Below are 16,512 nucleotides of genomic sequence, written 5' to 3' on the forward strand. Positions count from 1 at the left end.
ATATTAAGTGAAATACTCTATTTTTGCTTGTGGAAAATAGGTGTTAATCAAACTACCTAATGTATCTTTTATTTCTTCTTGTTCCTTGTCAGTATAGACATACTTTCCAATCCCGTAGCGACCCCATTTCCATTTTCGCTTAGATTCTTCAAGCTCCAATTTTGTCATCGGATAGTTTTGCTGAATAACGCGTTTGGCTGGCTTTGTAAAGCGATGCTGAATCATTTCAAACGTTACATTGCTTTTTGCAGACGCAGGAAGTGAGGACGCAAGGTTTGTGATAAGCTCGGTATAGCCTTCCTGCCAGCCTTCATGCAAATAAATAGGAGCAATGATAAATCCTAACGGATAACCAGCTTCAGCAACCTTAGCTGAGGCTTCAATTCGTTCTTGAAGTCTGGACGTTCCAGGTTCAAAGTTTTTAATGATATAGTCAGCGTTTATGCTAAAGCGAAAGCGGGTTCTCCCATTATGCTTGGCATCCAGAAGATGATCTACATGCGCAAACTTCGTCACAAACCGAAGCTGGCCATGCTCAGATTGACCAAAATGTTCAATCGTTTTTTTCAATGTATGTGTCAAATGGTCCACACCGACAATGTCTGATGTACAAGATGCTTCAAAGCGAGTAGGGTGTGGAGCACGCTCCTGCATATACTTGTCAGCTGCTTCTAAAATATCCTCTACGTTTACATAGGTGCGAATGTATGGTTTACTTCCCATTGTTGTTTGCAAGTAGCAGTAGTGGCAGTGACCCATACAGCCGGTTACTAATGGAATCGCATACTCTGCGGATGGCTTGGATGTGTCAAATTTGAGAGTCTTACGAACACCAAGTACGAGTGTTGATTTCGCAATACGGTATCGCTGGAAGTCATTTTCTCCAGGCAAGTTACGAATTTGGTTATGGGAAGTTGTTTGTCTAATTTCAACACCCATCTGTTCAAATTTGTGGACCAATTCTTTGCCTAATGGATATTCCAATGCAGTAGGCTCAACATAAACAAGCTGCGGTACAAATGGCTTAACCATAGTAGTTCTCCGATTCTCCTATACCAAAGGCTTCTTGATATGCCAATTCAGCATCTTCCAAAGAAGAATATACGGCAACTTCATTGGTTAGCGGATAATAAGTTTCATACAAAAAGAGGGCCAGCCCACTCGAAACTTCAGGATTGTGGACAACAGCGGCTTGTTGCACGTTAGCTACATCTTGAGAATGGGGGTTCCGAATAATGACATATACTACTTGTCCGGGTGAAAAAGGTACGCTGTAATCCATATATGTATCTTACCTTTCTATAATCAAATTGACTTTCTAAATTTTGCTTACAGTATTAGTGTCCTAATCCACATCATTTATGCTTGTCGTGCAAATCATTTCCATTTGCAGGTGAATAATATCGTAAACTAGAACAATAATGTAAGAATTCATGCTCTAAGATATAAGTTAAGGAAGCAAAAAATGGAGGTGCTGTAATGTCGAAGCCAGCATGGTCGTCAGAAGGACTTGAGCAATTAAAAGCTGCGGTTGCTGCACATGTAGAGCGTGGGGCGCTCCCAGGCGTCGTTTACGCGGTAAGTCGTAAAGGAGAGACACACGTTGAAGCTATCGGTAAGATGGAAGTAGCAGGTGATCATCCGATGACACGGGATGCGATATTCCGTTTGGCTTCGCTGACAAAGCCAGTTGCAGCCGTCGCGGCGCTGATTCTAGTTGAGCAGGGTAGATTGAACCTGGACGATCCTGTAGATCGTTGGCTTCCCGAGTTAGCAGAACGCCGCGTTCTCCTTCATCCTGATGGAGCGCTTGATCAAACGGTGCCCGCCAAACGCCCGATTACTGTACGCGATTTGTTGACATTAAAGCTAGGTATTGGCCTTGTCATGAGGCCTCCAGGAAGTACGCCAATCCAGCGAGCGATGGAAGAGGTCGGCGTCGCTCCGGGTCCCCATTATACGGTTTTACCGCCAGATGAGTGGTTGAAACGGCTAGGCAGCCTGCCATTAATTCATCATCCTGGGGATGAGTGGATGTATGAAACAGGCAGTGAGATCCTTGGAATATTGATTGCGCGAGTATCTGGACACTCGCTAGAGGAATTTATGCGCGAGCAGATCTTTGATCCGCTTAGGATGAAGGATACTTCATTTAGTGTTTCTCCTGAGCAAGTACATCGTCTGCCGACCAGTTATATGACGGATTGGGAATCGGGTGGCTTAGCGATTCATGATGAGCCAAGCAGCAGTCGATGGCTCGTTCCTTCCATATTTTCATCCGGGGCTTCTGGTCTTGTATCTACAATAGATGACTATTTAGCGTTCTATTATATGCTGATGAACAAAGGGGCCTTTGAAGGAGGACGCATTTTGTCTGCTTCATCGGTGGAAATGATGGCATCTGATCAATTGACCCTACCTCAAAGATTAGCCAACCAATTCATTTTAAATGAAGGGGGAAGTTGGGGCTTGGGAGTAGGCATTGCGGTCGAGCGCACCCGTTGGTTTGAAAAAGGGAGCTTTGGATGGAATGGCGGCACTGGTACGAGTGCTTATATCGATCCCGAAAATGAACTGATAGGCATTTTGCTTACACAACGAATGATGGATTCTGCCGAACCGCCTCCTATTTTTGATAATTTCTGGACAAATGTTCATAAGGTATTTCATAAATAAATTGTAAAACTAGTGCAGGGAGAGGATGCTTACGATCATGACAAACGAAATACTCTATGACATAGTAAACTGCTACGACATCGATCAGCCTGCGATTACCTTTCTAAGGCATAACGAGAATAGGACATATAGAGTAGATGATGCTCTTGGTAAATCATATTTGCTGCGTATTCATCAGCCAGTGAAAGAAAGTATGGTAGGCCTACAGCATACTTACGCAGGACTTCTTGGTGAGCTCGAAATGCTAGATGCACTCGCAAGTCAGAGCCGTCTAATCGTTCAGTCGCCGCTTCGTAATCGAGAAGACGAGTTCATTACGGTTGTAGAGTATGAAGGGCAGCGACTTAATTGCTCGGTACTGACCTGGCTCGATGGAAGAGATCTTCAGAAGGAGGATGTTGCGAATCGAGAGAGAGTAAAGCAGTTGGGTGCTCAGCTTGCTGAACTCCATTCTTTTTTTCTCAAATATCCGCATGAAGGTTTAGAGAATCGTCCTAGTCAAGGAATTGCTTATAACTTGGGAATGATAGAGACGATTAAGGAAGGATTGAAGTTAGAATTATTCACGTCTTCAGATCTCTCTATTATTGAAGATACAATTGTGTTCATTAACGCCCACTTAGAGAAGGTAGGTCACACTTCAGATACGTGGGGACTGATACACGGTGATTTGGGTCTAGGAAATATCATCGTGACTACTGAAGGAAAGTTAAGCTTTATTGATTTTGGCTTTTTTGGGCCTGGCTATTATCGGACAGACGTCGCTATGGGAGCTCAATTGATTCCCGCGGAGCACAGAGACACTTTCCTAGAAAGCTATTACGGCCATACCAATTTGAATTTTGATGAACTTATTCTATTAGAAGGGTATATGCTAATCTCGATCATTGGCTTCTATGCTTTTATGATAGGAAATGAGTCGGTACATGAATGGATGCGAGAAAATATGCCTCAGTTGTGCGCCGATCATTGCCTTCCTTATATGAAAGGTGAACGAATATTTTATAAGGTCTAGAACGGTTAGCAAACAGGCAGTGTTTCAGCACTGCCTGTTTGTTATTCTACTTGATTATACGTTTGTAGTAGAAAGTAGATCGCTCGATTTGTTAAGCACCATCTATTTAATATACATTTAGATATAAAAAATATAATTATTGACGCTACAATCTAGATGGGGTACCATTTGTTCATATACTTATTATACTTTTATGTATAATTAATGGGATAAACTTTCTACTTATGGGGTGAATATGATGATCGAAATTAGTGATAAAGCTGCTGACCAAATCAATGAAATGCTTAGCACCTTGGATTGGCAGAACGTATTTTTGCGTGTCGGAGTTGTTGATGGAGGCTGCAGCGGTTTGTCTTATGACCTGCGTCCTGACGATACAAAGACAGAAGTTGATCTTTCACTTGAGGAGAAAGGCGTCCACATTATTATGGACGCCAAGAGCGTCGAATTCCTCGTCGGATTGAAAATCGACTATAAAGTGCAAGGAATGACTGGTGGATTCACGATGGATAACCCAAATGTGAGAGCAAGTTGTGGATGTGGGGCTAGCTTTAGAACGGCTACATACCGGGGCAGCGCGAAAAAGTGCTAGAGGCTGTGAAACAATCATTATGTTTGGTTTTGTAATTGTTGAATTGTGCGGATCGAACCAAATTCATTCCGCGGAGCTTGAACATTTTGAACAAGAACATCTAGATCTCCCTGTTTTGAAAATGGAGTGTCTGAATCGCTGCGGACTTTGCCGTTCACGACCGTATGCGCTGGTAAACGGCAAGGTGGTCACAGCTCGTACAATTTCGCAATGCTTTGAAAAAGTTACTAAGGTGATTTCTGAAATCAATGAAGAGTTTTAATAGAAGAGGCAGTACCGAACGAGCGTGCGAAAGGAACGGAAGTGGGAGGGTCGAATCAGCATGGAGTTTATTCATCTAGCAGGCAAACCACCGATTGATACGCAATCACAAGTACTGTTAATAGGGAAGTTTGATGGTGTCCATAAAGGGCACATTCAGCTGCTGCAAACAGCAAGAAGTTATTTGGAAGCTGGCGATATTTTATCCGTGATGAGTTTCTCGGAACACCCATTATGGGTATTGCGTCAAAATCCTGAATATAAGCATTCGTTAACACCAGTACAAGAGAAAATAAAGATCTTATCTGACTTTGGTGTAAAACGTTTTTATCAAATTGCATTTACCCAGGAGTACGCGCAGGTGTTAGCAGATGATTTTGTTCTGGAGCATCTTCTTAGCTTACATATTAAAAGAATTGTTGTGGGTGAAGGGTTCCGATTTGGGCATAAAGGTCAGGGTGACATCCAAAAATTGATTTTACTATGCAGTCAAATTGGTGTTCAGGTAACCGTTGTACCTCATATAAATGCCAATGGTGAAAAAATAAGCAGCACAACGATAAGAAACTACGTACTTGAAGGTAAAGTAGAAGCAGCTCAAGCTTTACTAGGCAGGCCCTATCGGATCACAGGACATGTCATTCACGGAGATGCATTAGGAAGACAACTAGGTTTCCCTACAGCCAATTTGGAAACGGTTGATGGATACATTCTTCCAAAGCCAGGCATTTATGCCGGAATAGCGGAGATTCATAGTGATTTATCTGGAAATGAGTTTTGGAATTGCCTTATAAGCGCAGGATATCGGTCTACTGTTGGTGGAACAGAGTACTGTATGGAGGCGCATTTACTTGACTATTCCGGGAACTTATATGATAAGACCTTGTCCTTATCTTTTCTAAGCTATTTCCGAGATGAGATAGAATTCAATAATCTCGATGCGCTCGTAGATCAAATGAACATTGACAAAGATAACGCTACAGCATTTTTTGGAACTAAACGTTGAATGAAAATGAGACAGTTAATTTGTAAACTACTATGTGCAGTATGATCGAATATACGAACAAAAGCGAGGGGCCACAGTGATGACTGAGGCTCCTTTTTGCAATTACATACATTCAAAATTCTAATGAAGGATGCATGCCATTTTAGAACGTCCATTATAAGCAAACATATACTTGCTTCACATGAACAACACGATTAGACACTCCATTTATCCCTTCTTTGCACCATAATTCTCATACAGCTTCTATCTTTTACAATGAAATCCAACTCATAGAGTATGGTGCTTTATCAAACAGACACATGTCGCAATCAATTCTGGCCATTGCTTCACATTTTCACCTAAAAAGAAAAGGGGTATTTCAGTTGCGGACTTACGTAGACAAATGTAACAAGGCAATCATATGTTTTTTATTAGTCAGCTTTATAGCAATGCTAATTCCTAGTGGGGTTATGAATGTAACCTCGGCACTAGCTAAAGCAGGGGCTTTCCGGGAAGAGAAAGTTACTTTCGTGAGCGGCAAAGGAGAGTTTGAGGAAGTCATCGAAGGTACGATATTGATTCCTACTCATAAAGCTTCCACGTATCCGGGTATTGTACTCGCGCATGGTTCTGGTATCAATAAAGAGGGTGGCGGCGGAAATCAGACAGCACTCCGCAAAGAAGCCGAGGTGTTTGCTAAAGAAGGGCTTATCACCTTAGTGTATAACAAGCGCAGCAAAGGTTACTCCAAAACGAATCGATCTTATGATCTGTTAGCGCAGGATTTATTAGCAGGCGTACATGCATTGCAAGAGAGATCAGATGTAATGAAAAACAAAGTCGGCGTGTGGGGAATTAGTGAAGGTGGATGGGTTGCCCCGATTGCAGCATCGCAGTCCACAGACATCGCATTTGTCATAACGAGTGGAGCACCAGGAATTTCTCCGATCCAGCAGCAAACATGGAATGTGGAAAATCGACTGCGACACCAAGGGGTGACGAATCCAACACCCATTCAAGCTCTTGTACGCAATGGAGCAGGTGTTATGTTGTCGCTATCTTCATCGGAAGCAGATATGTACGATCCTGTTCCCATTCTAAAAAAAGTTCATCAACCATTTCTAGCAATTTGGGGCAGTATCGATCGTCAAGTGCCACCTGCTGAAAGCGCGCAAATCCTTAAAGATGCATTTGATAGTTCTGGCAATCGACATTATACGCTTCAATTTATAGAGGGAGCCGATCATTCCATCTATAACAATACCGATGATGGATTCCGTACACTGAAGACACTATATCCTGGCTATGCGGAAGCAATGGCCTCTTGGCTTAAGCAAGTTGTAGAAGATCAACCTCCTGTGGCTCAAACGATTGGAAAGACGCCTGTACAAATGAGCTCAAGTCCAAAAGAAGTAGCAAAAATAGATTGGTATGATTTATATTGGGTACATTTAGGCGTATCGGCAATCCTATTGATCATTTGCTTAACTGCAATTATTGTGTCGCTTGTTAAAAAGATCCGTAGTCATCAGCCACTTTTCATAAATGGGTATACCAACTGGATTTGTTTGTCGGCGATGATTTCAATTACTGGTTTCTGGGCATATCTTGTTACTCTATGGATGAATGGCGGGAGAAATATCGGGTTGGTAGTATTCGGAACCCCATTGCTGTGGCTGCTTATCCAAATCGTGTCTACAGTGACGGTAGTTCTTACCTTGCTTTCAATCGTGCGTGTCATTCGTAAAAGAGAAGGGCAGCAACGGGGCAAGATGGAGATCATCGTTATTGGTGCGGGTATCGTATATATTCCATGGGCGTTGTACTGGCATTTGTGTTTCATTTAATAAAATAGGTGAATTAGGTAGAGGCGCATCCACAACTGGAGCGCCTTTCTATCCGTTGGATATTCATCTCGGTTACGCTCAACACGGCTTCCAAATTTTATATCGTTACTGTTAAATAGGACCCATCTGTGTTAAAAGGCGATTAAACTTCATTTTCAACCATGTTAATAAATTCATTTTTGCCTATGCTTGTGCCTGGACAACTTTTAGGCAGGGAGTCCATTAATTAAACACTCTCGATGAAAAACAATGTCTACACCTTGTTCATGAAAATAACGAGTAACCGATAACGCGCTATGTAACTGTTTGCCCTCCAGATGATCAAAGCCTACATCGAAATTTCCAATCATTTTGAACATGAATGGATGTTCACTATCATTTCCGTTGCAGCCTTTAGCTGATGCCGGTGTAGTATTGATATTACGTCCAGTCATAACAGTGCCATCTGGAAAGATGGTAATATGTTGAGCAATATCAGACCATCCGTTGTTTTCCATGTGATAAGTTCTCATTTCATCTTGTAATTGACGATGGTTATTACCATTACGAATACGATAGTGCAATTCGTATCATAATGAATAATGTTCCATTAAGAGAAGAACCCAAACTGAAAAATGTTCTCATTTTATAATGATTATAAATAGCTTGACAGATTGCACCCTCTAGTAAATAATAATGATTATAAAGTAAGTTCGACTGCTGAGTTTAGCATGTCATGAATTTACTCTATACCTATAAAATAAAACTATACGTCAAAGGAGATATAAAACATGTCACTTATCGGAACAGAAGTACTACCATTTACAGCACAAGCATTCCAAAACGGTAAATTCCTTGAAGTATCTGAGCAAAACTTCAAAGGTCAATGGAGCGTAGTTTGCTTCTATCCTGCAGACTTCACATTCGTTTGCCCAACAGAGCTTGAAGATTTGCAAAACCAATACGCAGAGTTGAAACAACTTGGCGTTGAAGTATATTCCGTATCTACAGATACTCATTTCACACATAAAGCTTGGCATGCAAGCTCCCCAGCAATCGGTAAGGTTGAGTACATTATGATCGGCGATCCATCTCATGTGATCTCCCGCAACTTCGATGTATTGATCGAGTCCGCAGGTCTTGCAGATCGTGGAACTTTCATCATCGATCCAGAAGGCGTAATCCAAACAGTTGAAATCACTGCTGGCGGCATCGGTCGTGATGCAAGTGCGCTTATCAGCAAAATCAAAGCTGCTCAATACGTTCGCAACAACCCAGGTGAAGTTTGCCCAGCTAAATGGCAAGAAGGTAGCGAAACACTTAAGCCAAGCCTTGATCTTGTAGGCAAAATCTAAGGTGGGACTGTAAATGGCATTAGATCAAGACATCAAACAACAGCTAGCGCAGTATTTACAGCTATTAGAAGGCGATATCGTTCTAAAAGTTAGTGCTGGCGATGATGCCGCATCTTTAGAGATGATGTCTCTTATAGATGAGATTGCCAGTATGTCTACCATGATTATCGTAGAAAAAACCGAATTACCTAGAACACCAAGCTTTAGTGTAAATCGTGTTGGTGAAGAGACAGGCGTATCCTTTGCGGGTACGCCTCTCGGACACGAGTTTACTTCTTTAGTATTGGCATTGCTTCAGGTAAGCGGAAGAGCTCCTAAAGTTGATCAAAGCGTGATTGATCAAATTAAGAGCATAGAAGGCGAGTATAAGTTTGAATCTTATATCAGCCTAAGCTGCCACAACTGTCCAGATGTGGTACAGGCATTGAACTTGATGAGTATCTTCAATCCTGGCATTTCACATACGATGATTGATGGTGCAGTATTCAAAGAAGAGGTAGAGAGCAAGAACGTTATGGCTGTTCCAAGCGTTTACCTCAATGGCGAGTTTTTTGAGAGCGGTCGTACGACGGTTGAAGAAATTCTCGCTAAGTTGGGTACGGCTCCTGATGCATCGGAGTTTGACAATAAGGCTCCTTATGATGTTCTTGTTGTCGGCGGTGGCCCAGCTGGAGCAAGTGCAGCGATTTACGCTGCGCGCAAAGGGATCCGTACAGGTATCGTTGCAGATCGCTTTGGCGGTCAAGTGAATGATACGTTGGGCATCGAGAACTTTATTAGTGTAAAGTACACGGAAGGTCCTAAGCTCGTTGCTAGTATTGAAGAGCAAGTCAAGGAATATGGCATTGATGTAATGAAAACGCAGCGTGCTAAACGTCTTGATAAGAGCGACTTCATCGAGATTGAGCTTGAAAACGGTGCTGTTCTCAAGAGTAAAACAGTCATTATTTCAACGGGGGCTCGTTGGCGCAATATTGGCGTACCTGGTGAAGCGGAGTTCAAGAACAAAGGGGTGGCTTACTGCCCACATTGTGATGGTCCTCTATTCACAGGCAAAGATGTTGCAGTTGTCGGCGGTGGTAACTCTGGTGTCGAAGCAGCGATTGATCTCGCTGGTATCGTGAAACATGTGACGGTTCTTGAGTTTGCCCCAGAGCTCAAAGCAGATTCAGTGCTTCAAGATCGTTTATACAGTTTGCCGAATGTTACGGTTCTGAAGAACGTTCAGACGAAGGAACTAACGGGAACTGATAAGCTCGATGGCGTTACGTATATCGATCGCGATACAGGTGAAGAGAAGCATATCGAGTTGCAAGGTGTATTTGTGCAAATCGGTCTTGTGCCAAACACAGACTGGTTAGCAGATACCGTTGAACGCACTCGTATGGGTGAAATCGTGGTTAACAGTCATGGTGCTACAAGCATTCCTGGAGTGTTTGCTGCCGGTGACTGTACGAATAGTCCATACAAGCAGATTATCATTTCAATGGGATCTGGTGCGACTGCGGCTCTAGGTGCATTCGATTACCTAATCCGTAATTAATCGATTATGAGATAGGAGCAAATGCTTGTTATCTCTGAATAGATAAGAAAAACAGCCCTTACTTCATGCGAAGTAGGGGCTGTTTTTTGATCTTAGTTAAGTTTTTAAAGATGAAGTATGATCTCACAAGAGCTACACTATACTTTTATCCACTTCATCAAACTTTACGACAAACTTGCAAAAATGATCTCCATCTGTACGGCAGCATGTTCTCGATACATCTTCCGTACCGAGCACACTTTTCAGCATATCTGTTTCGCAGCTACAAGCGGTCTTAAACTCTCTCGCAACCGATAGAATAGGGCAGTTATACTCCACTAATTCGTATGTGGTTTCATCAATTTGAGAATAGCCAGCCATGTAGCCTTTTTCGTTCTGAATCTTAACCATTTCAGTAACTTTTTCAGATGCAGTTTTGTTGTGCATTCTTGTATCATATTCATTCGTCAATCGTTCTTGTCTCTTATCAAAGAGACGTTGAATCGCTTCGTTCCCATACAACTCTTCAATATCGTGAAGAAACTCAAGACTAATGCCATCATAATTTTTAGGGAAGTAAACCTCTGCCTTTTCCGATAAAGAAAACGTTTGAATCGGTCTTCCCATAGGCTGCCGTACTTCATTCGTTATAATGAACCCGTCTTTATCCAGCACATTCAGATGTTTTCTCACAGCCATATGCGTTATATCTAAAAGTTCTGTAAGTTCATTTACAGTCAACACAACTTCTCTTTTAAGCAAAGTAAGAATTTTATCTTTCGTGCTTTTCTTTGTAATTTCCATGCAACTGTCCCTCCAATAAACAGGTGGAGTTAACTCTCATTCAAACACCGTAGTTTTCACTCAAATTTTAATCTTATAATTATACTATAAAGTATAAAATATTGATAGATATGCGGATAGATAAGAGTAAGGTATGTTTAGGTCAAATCATATTGATGAGCATTTAAAATGAAGTTTATTGACGAAAAGCTTAATAAAATATTATACTTATAGATATAAAAAGTATAACTTACTTTTTGGGTAGTGGAAAGTTCCAGAACAAATTAACAATTCTATAAGTGAAACCGCAGGTACTTATAAACAGGATTGGAGTGAAATCATCATGGAAATCGTAATCTCTGAAAATGCGATCCGTTCTTTCCAACACGAGTGGGCGTTAGTAGAAGGTCAGTATGTAAGAATATATGCGAAATACGTTGGTGCAAGCGATGATGCTTTCGCAATCGGCATAAATGCGAGTGCAGATCCGATTGATCCTGCTCTAGTGAAGACGATTGGCGGCTATCAATTTTTTATTGAAAATAGCGATGCATGGATGTTTAAACATAAAATATTGAAAATAGATAGCAATGAAGAAGAGGGAGTATTTTTCCATTAAGCTCATTTCGTGTCCGTAAGTATGTATGCTTTACTATATAGAAATTTATATATTTTAGTATATAAGGTATACATATTGATTACATGAAATGAAGAGATAAATATTATTGTGTTACCGTGAGAGGAGAAACATCATGCAGGAGCAACAAACAAATGAAATCGTGGATATGATCATAATTGGTGGAGGCCCGGCGGGTATGTTTGCTGGATTCTATGCAGGAATGCGCAGTGCAAGCGCGAGAATCATCGATAGCATGCCTCAATTAGGAGGTCAGCTGGCAGCCCTGTACCCGGAAAAATATATTTATGACGTTGCAGGTTTCCCTAAAGTGACAGCTCAAGAGTTGGTAAACCGTTTGAAAGAGCAAATGAGTGCATTTCCGGTTGATATTAAACTAGAGGAGAAAGTACTGCAAGTCATTAAGGAAGATGAGCGTCTATTTAAAGTGGTTACGAATAAAGGTGAACATATTGGACGTTCTGTCATCATTGCAGGAGGAGTAGGTTCCTTTGAGCCGAGAAAGCTAGATCTTCCTGAAGCAGCTGCGTTTGAAGGAAAAGGGCTGCATTATTTCATTGGTGACTTACAGTCCTTTGCTGGACAAGACGTTGTCGTATGTGGAGGCGGAGACTCTGCTGTTGACTGGTCCCTGATGCTAGAAGGCATCGCGAAGAGCGTAACGATTATTCATCGCAGAGACAAGTTCAGAGCACATGAACATAGTGTTGAGAACTTGATGAAATCCAGCGTTAACGTAATGACTTTCATGGATGTTAAACAGCTCAGTGGCGAAGATCGCTTACATGAGCTTACGGTCGTAAACAATCGTACGGGTGAAGAAATGAGCATTGCTTGTGATGCGTTAATCGTCAATTACGGCTTTGTTTCCTCCCTAGGCCCTGTCTCTGAATGGGGATTGGATATTGAAAAAGGTTCCATTCGTGTCGATACGAAAATGGAGACGAACATTCCAGGTATTTTTGCTGCAGGAGATATTACGACGTACCCTGGTAAATTGAAGCTTATTGCTGTAGGATTAGGTGAAGCACCAACGGCGATCAACAATGCGAAAGTGTATATTGATCCAAGTGCTAAACTTTCCCCAGGTCACAGCAGCAATATGAAGTTTTAAAACATCATATTTCGTTAAATAACAGGTAATAAGCCCGCAAGCGAACTTGCGGGTTTTTCTTTGTGTAAAGGTATTATATCCGGTGAGAAGGAGTTAACGTAAATATCATCGAATAATGAATGATGGCGTTATCGTTATCAAAATTTTGGTATCGTAATAAGGAGGGAATAGCTTGAACTATAGTGCTGCTAACAAGAAGCTCCATGCAAAGTCTATATGATAATGACAGCGGTTATTTGCATGGAGCCGACTAAAGAGGACCGCATGTTTTCATTGCTAACTCGTATATGGTGAGAACCGTTTATCGTATAGATTTTGCTGCCTTAAAATGATTTTGATTTTAAGGAGTCGATCATCTTTGAAATATACGAGTGCAGAAGCTGTTTTACCAGAACATTTATTGAAGGAAGTTCAGAAGTATATACAAGGTCAGACGTTATATATCCCTAATGCTGAAGGATCTCGCAAAAAGTGGGGCGAAAAATCAGGCAACCGAACTTACTTGGACTTGAGGAATCGTCAAATTCAGCAGCAATTTAAAGAGGGGACAACGATTGATCAGCTTACGGAACAATTTTTTCTTTCTTATAATAGTATCAAGAAAATTGTGTACGCAAAAAAATAGCGAAACGATAAGGTTTGTGGGAGTAAGCCCGCAAGCCTTTTTTCTATGTGCAAACATGATTAGGAATGATTTTATATATATAGGTGGAGAAGCATTCAATCTATTATGAAATGACAACTGAATCGAACATCATAGGACTATGAAAGCGCAATGAAGTGAATGAAAATCGAAAGCAGGGATACGCATGGATCATATTTTCCAAATAAACAACGATGTGAATTTCGAGGAAGCAACCATACTGGAGCTACAGAATGCCATGAATAGAGGTGAGATTACCTCCAGAGAACTCGTCATGTATTACATGTACCGCATAGCCATCTATGATCAGGATGGGCCGATGATTAACGCTGTTATGGAAATCAATCCAGATGCGATATTTATTGCAGAGGGGTTAGATCGAGAAAGAAAACAAACAGGAGCAAGGGGACCATTACACGGTGTTCCTGTATTGCTGAAAGGAAACATTGAAACGAATGACAAGATGAATACATGTGCTGGCGCATTAGCATTGCAGCATCATGTAAGTTCTAATGATGCATTCTTGGTTCAACAGCTAAGGCAAGCTGGCGCTATTATTTTGGGAAAAGCAAACCTGACCGAGTGGGCCAATGGGATGTCATCCACGATGTGGGCGGGATACAGTTCAGTAGGAGGTCAAACCCAAAATCCATATGGTGATCATTTTCCTGGTGGATCGAGTACAGGTTCTGCCGCATCCGTTGCAGCTAACTTCACTACAGTATCAGTGGGGACAGAGACGTCTGCCTCCATTTTAAGCCCAGCTGTCAATCAAGCTATCTTTGGGATTAAACCGACCGTAGGCTTAATAAGCCGTTCGGGCGTTATTCCATGGTCGTATTCGCAGGATACAGCGGGACCAATGGCAAGAAATGTGACGGATGCAGCGATTGTACTAAGTATTCTTGTAGGGAAAGATGAACAAGATCCAGCCACTTGGAAGCAAGAACGACCTAACTTAGATTACACGGCTTTCTTAGATAAAGAGGGATTAAGAAATACAACCATAGGTGTATTCAGGAATGCTGCATCTAACCATTTCCGTGATAGTGGCGAATATGACGAACAATTATTTAATGATGTTGTATCTGCACTGCAAACGTGTGGAGCCACGATAATTGAAAATGTTGAAATTCCGACTTTCCATAATGAATGGACGTACAACAAAATGCAGTGTGAATTCAAGCATGCGATGGAGAACTATTTGCAAAGCCTACCAGCTCATCTTCCTGTTCACACATTAGATGAGTTAATAGAATGGAACGAACAGCATGTTGATCAGGCATTAAAATATGGACAGGACAAGCTAAAGTTTCGTTCGCAGATAATCCATCCATTAAAAAATCCTAAGTACCTACTAGAGTCCATCAATGACTTATATGATTCACAAAATAGAGGGATCGATTATGCTTTGCAAAAATATCGATTAGACGCAATATTATTTCCAGCTTATGTGGGTGCGGATATTAGTGCGAAAGCAGGTTACCCTTCCATAGCGGTACCTGCTGGATTCCAAGCGAATGGTAGGCCGTTCGGTGTTACCTTTGCAGGGACAGCCTTTAGCGAACCGACACTCATTCGTATCGCTTATGCCTTCGAACAAGCGACGAAACATAGAAAAATGCCCGATTTAAAGCGTTAGGAATCGTACAAGCGAAGTTGATAACATCCACAAAATAGATAGGATTATATGAAATGTTTAAGTTCCTCTTCCGCAGGCGCGTAGGGGAGCTTTTTGCTGTTCCTGGAACTTCAACCTCCAGCCTTAGTGCTCGATTAACTAATCCATCTAAAAATGATTCAAGTTTCTTCAACAAAGTATTATAATTAAAATACTACCTTGACAGTCACAGTACTATATCGTATTATGCAAATAAGGAGGTGGTTGAATGAGTGAGAAGAAAATCACATCCGACCTGCTGCGCGGACATACAGATACGATGATTTTACGGCTCTTGTCAGAAGCTGACCGCTATGGCTATGAGATTGTCAAACTGATTGCCGAGCGCTCGAGTGGTGAGTATGAATTAAAGGAAGCCACGATGTATTCCAGTGTCCGTCGGCTTGAGGCAGATGGCGATATTGAATGGTATTGGGGCGATGAATCGCAGGGCGGACGGCGCAAATATTTTAGGATTACCGAAAAGGGCAAGGTTACATACTCGCGCAATAAAAGCAATTGGGAGTATGCCAAGCACGTGTTAGAAAACTTATTATAAGGGGATTTGATGCGATGAATCAGAAATTGACCGATTATTTGAATGGCGTTTTTACGCCATACGACGGGGTAAAGAGCGCCACCGAGTTAAAGACCGACCTGCTTTCCGATCTACAGGAACGGTATAGTGAACTTAGAGCTGAGGGTAAAGACGATGAGACGGCATTTAAGATGACCATTGATAGTATCGGCGACATTGAGCAGACGATCTTGGAGGTCGCGAATCTCTCCCGATCGTTGGAGCGGCAAGTGCAGATAAACCTCCGCGCGATCGATTTGCAAGAAAGTGATTTCGCGGGTGTTATTTTGCACAAAGGAACATTCAAAGCGAGTTCCTTGAACAGAGCCGACTTTACTGGCGCAGACTTGACTGGTAGCTCGTTTGCAACCAGTGATGTGAGTGAAGCCAAGTTTGACAGCGCAAATTTGACAGACTGCAACCTATCCACCATTGACCTTACGAATGCGAGCTTCCATAAAACGATCCTTGTTCGCACCCACTTCAACACGTCCGGGCTGGACGGAGCAAAATTTAAAGACGTAAAACTGACCGACGTCACTTTAACCAAGAGCGATCTTAGAAAAATAAGCTTTGAGAACTGTATCTTTAACGGCGTTGATTTCAAACATTGCGATCTGCGCGGGATTCATTTTGACGGACAGACCTTCATCGGTGTCAAATTTGACAAGTCTGCACTTAACGATGTTTCGTTTAGGGGAGCGACACTCAAGAACGTGTCATTCCGCCTTCCTTTTTCCATGACAAACAAATCTTACCTTGATTTTAAAACCGTCTGCTTTGACGGCGCGACGATGGATAAGCTGACCTATGCTGCACTTAAAGGCCTATGGGTCGTTGATTTGTCTAAAGTTACGGTCATTTAA

18 protein-coding genes are annotated in these 16,512 nt (G+C 41.8%); 14 read left to right on the plus strand and 4 right to left on the minus strand.

Features of this window, described 5'->3' with window-relative positions; translation table 11 throughout:
* Positions 1-3: 3 nt before the first annotated feature.
* On the minus strand, positions 4-1,032 hold the full coding sequence (gene splB / locus NQ117_RS01605) for a spore photoproduct lyase (RefSeq protein ID WP_258276284.1): 1,029 nt from the start codon (positions 1,030-1,032) through the stop codon (positions 4-6).
* Positions 1,025-1,282: a transcriptional regulator SplA domain-containing protein gene (locus NQ117_RS01610; protein WP_258276285.1), complete on the minus strand. Its 258-nt coding sequence runs from the start codon at positions 1,280-1,282 to the stop codon at positions 1,025-1,027. Before NQ117_RS01610 ends, splB begins: the two co-directional genes overlap by 8 nt.
* 197 nt (positions 1,283-1,479) lie before the next feature.
* Between NQ117_RS01610 and NQ117_RS01615 the strand changes: the two genes are divergently transcribed.
* The 6 genes from NQ117_RS01615 (at position 1,480) to NQ117_RS01640 (ending at position 7,376) form a co-directional block, all read left to right on the plus strand.
* Positions 1,480-2,676, plus strand: a complete 1,197-nt coding sequence (locus NQ117_RS01615; protein WP_258276286.1) for a serine hydrolase domain-containing protein — start codon at positions 1,480-1,482, stop codon at positions 2,674-2,676.
* A gap of 37 nt (positions 2,677-2,713) precedes the next feature.
* Positions 2,714-3,691, plus strand: a complete 978-nt coding sequence (locus NQ117_RS01620; protein WP_258276287.1) for a phosphotransferase enzyme family protein — start codon at positions 2,714-2,716, stop codon at positions 3,689-3,691.
* Between the two features lie 235 nt (positions 3,692-3,926).
* Complete coding sequence (locus tag NQ117_RS01625) at positions 3,927-4,283, plus strand: HesB/IscA family protein (protein WP_309137839.1); 357 nt, start codon at positions 3,927-3,929, stop codon at positions 4,281-4,283.
* Positions 4,284-4,302: 19 nt separating this feature from the next.
* Positions 4,303-4,545 (plus strand): YuzB family protein, encoded by a 243-nt coding sequence (locus NQ117_RS01630; RefSeq protein ID WP_258276288.1) that lies wholly within the window; start codon positions 4,303-4,305, stop codon positions 4,543-4,545.
* Between the two features lie 60 nt (positions 4,546-4,605).
* Complete coding sequence (locus NQ117_RS01635) at positions 4,606-5,550, plus strand: bifunctional riboflavin kinase/FAD synthetase (protein ID WP_258276289.1); 945 nt, start codon at positions 4,606-4,608, stop codon at positions 5,548-5,550.
* Between the two features lie 449 nt (positions 5,551-5,999).
* A complete protein-coding gene (locus NQ117_RS01640; RefSeq protein ID WP_258276290.1) occupies positions 6,000-7,376 on the plus strand; it encodes an alpha/beta hydrolase family protein in 1,377 nt (458 codons plus the stop codon).
* A gap of 206 nt (positions 7,377-7,582) precedes the next feature.
* On the opposite strand, the gene NQ117_RS01645 is transcribed toward NQ117_RS01640, so the two are convergent.
* A complete protein-coding gene (locus tag NQ117_RS01645; protein WP_258276291.1) occupies positions 7,583-7,873 on the minus strand; it encodes a peptidoglycan recognition protein family protein in 291 nt (96 codons plus the stop codon).
* 273 nt (positions 7,874-8,146) lie between these two features.
* Here NQ117_RS01645 and ahpC point away from each other — a divergent pair, with 273 nt between their 5' ends.
* Together ahpC and ahpF are read left to right on the plus strand one after the other, a co-directional pair.
* Complete coding sequence (gene ahpC, locus NQ117_RS01650) at positions 8,147-8,710, plus strand: alkyl hydroperoxide reductase subunit C (RefSeq protein ID WP_258276292.1); 564 nt, start codon at positions 8,147-8,149, stop codon at positions 8,708-8,710.
* A gap of 13 nt (positions 8,711-8,723) precedes the next feature.
* The gene (ahpF, locus tag NQ117_RS01655) at positions 8,724-10,253 is read left to right on the plus strand and encodes an alkyl hydroperoxide reductase subunit F (protein WP_258276293.1); all 1,530 of its coding nucleotides are present in this window, start codon (positions 8,724-8,726) and stop codon (positions 10,251-10,253) included.
* A gap of 132 nt (positions 10,254-10,385) precedes the next feature.
* On the opposite strand, the gene NQ117_RS01660 is transcribed toward ahpF, so the two are convergent.
* Entirely contained in the window at positions 10,386-11,036 is a 651-nt protein-coding gene (locus NQ117_RS01660; protein WP_258276294.1) for a helix-turn-helix transcriptional regulator, read from the minus strand.
* A gap of 322 nt (positions 11,037-11,358) precedes the next feature.
* On the opposite strand from NQ117_RS01660, the gene NQ117_RS01665 reads away from it, so the two are divergent.
* The 6 genes from NQ117_RS01665 (at position 11,359) to NQ117_RS01690 (ending at position 16,512) form a co-directional block, all read left to right on the plus strand.
* The gene (locus NQ117_RS01665) at positions 11,359-11,634 is read left to right on the plus strand and encodes a HesB/YadR/YfhF family protein (protein WP_258276295.1); all 276 of its coding nucleotides are present in this window, start codon (positions 11,359-11,361) and stop codon (positions 11,632-11,634) included.
* A 133-nt stretch (positions 11,635-11,767) separates the two neighbouring features.
* Positions 11,768-12,766 carry an NAD(P)/FAD-dependent oxidoreductase gene (locus NQ117_RS01670; RefSeq protein WP_258276296.1) on the plus strand — a complete coding sequence of 333 codons (999 nt, stop codon included), beginning with the start codon at positions 11,768-11,770 and terminating at the stop codon, positions 12,764-12,766.
* Between the two features lie 358 nt (positions 12,767-13,124).
* Positions 13,125-13,391: a CD3324 family protein gene (locus NQ117_RS01675; RefSeq protein WP_258276297.1), complete on the plus strand. Its 267-nt coding sequence runs from the start codon at positions 13,125-13,127 to the stop codon at positions 13,389-13,391.
* Positions 13,392-13,575: 184 nt separating this feature from the next.
* A complete protein-coding gene (locus NQ117_RS01680; protein ID WP_258276298.1) occupies positions 13,576-15,051 on the plus strand; it encodes an amidase family protein in 1,476 nt (491 codons plus the stop codon).
* A gap of 247 nt (positions 15,052-15,298) precedes the next feature.
* Positions 15,299-15,628, plus strand: coding sequence for a PadR family transcriptional regulator (locus NQ117_RS01685; RefSeq protein WP_258276299.1), 330 nt, complete (start codon positions 15,299-15,301; stop codon positions 15,626-15,628).
* Positions 15,629-15,642: 14 nt separating this feature from the next.
* Positions 15,643-16,512, plus strand: coding sequence for a pentapeptide repeat-containing protein (locus NQ117_RS01690; RefSeq protein ID WP_258276300.1), 870 nt, complete (start codon positions 15,643-15,645; stop codon positions 16,510-16,512).

The sequence above is a fragment of the Paenibacillus sp. SC116 genome (genome assembly GCF_024733555.1).
GTDB lineage: Bacteria > Bacillota > Bacilli > Paenibacillales > Paenibacillaceae > Paenibacillus_B.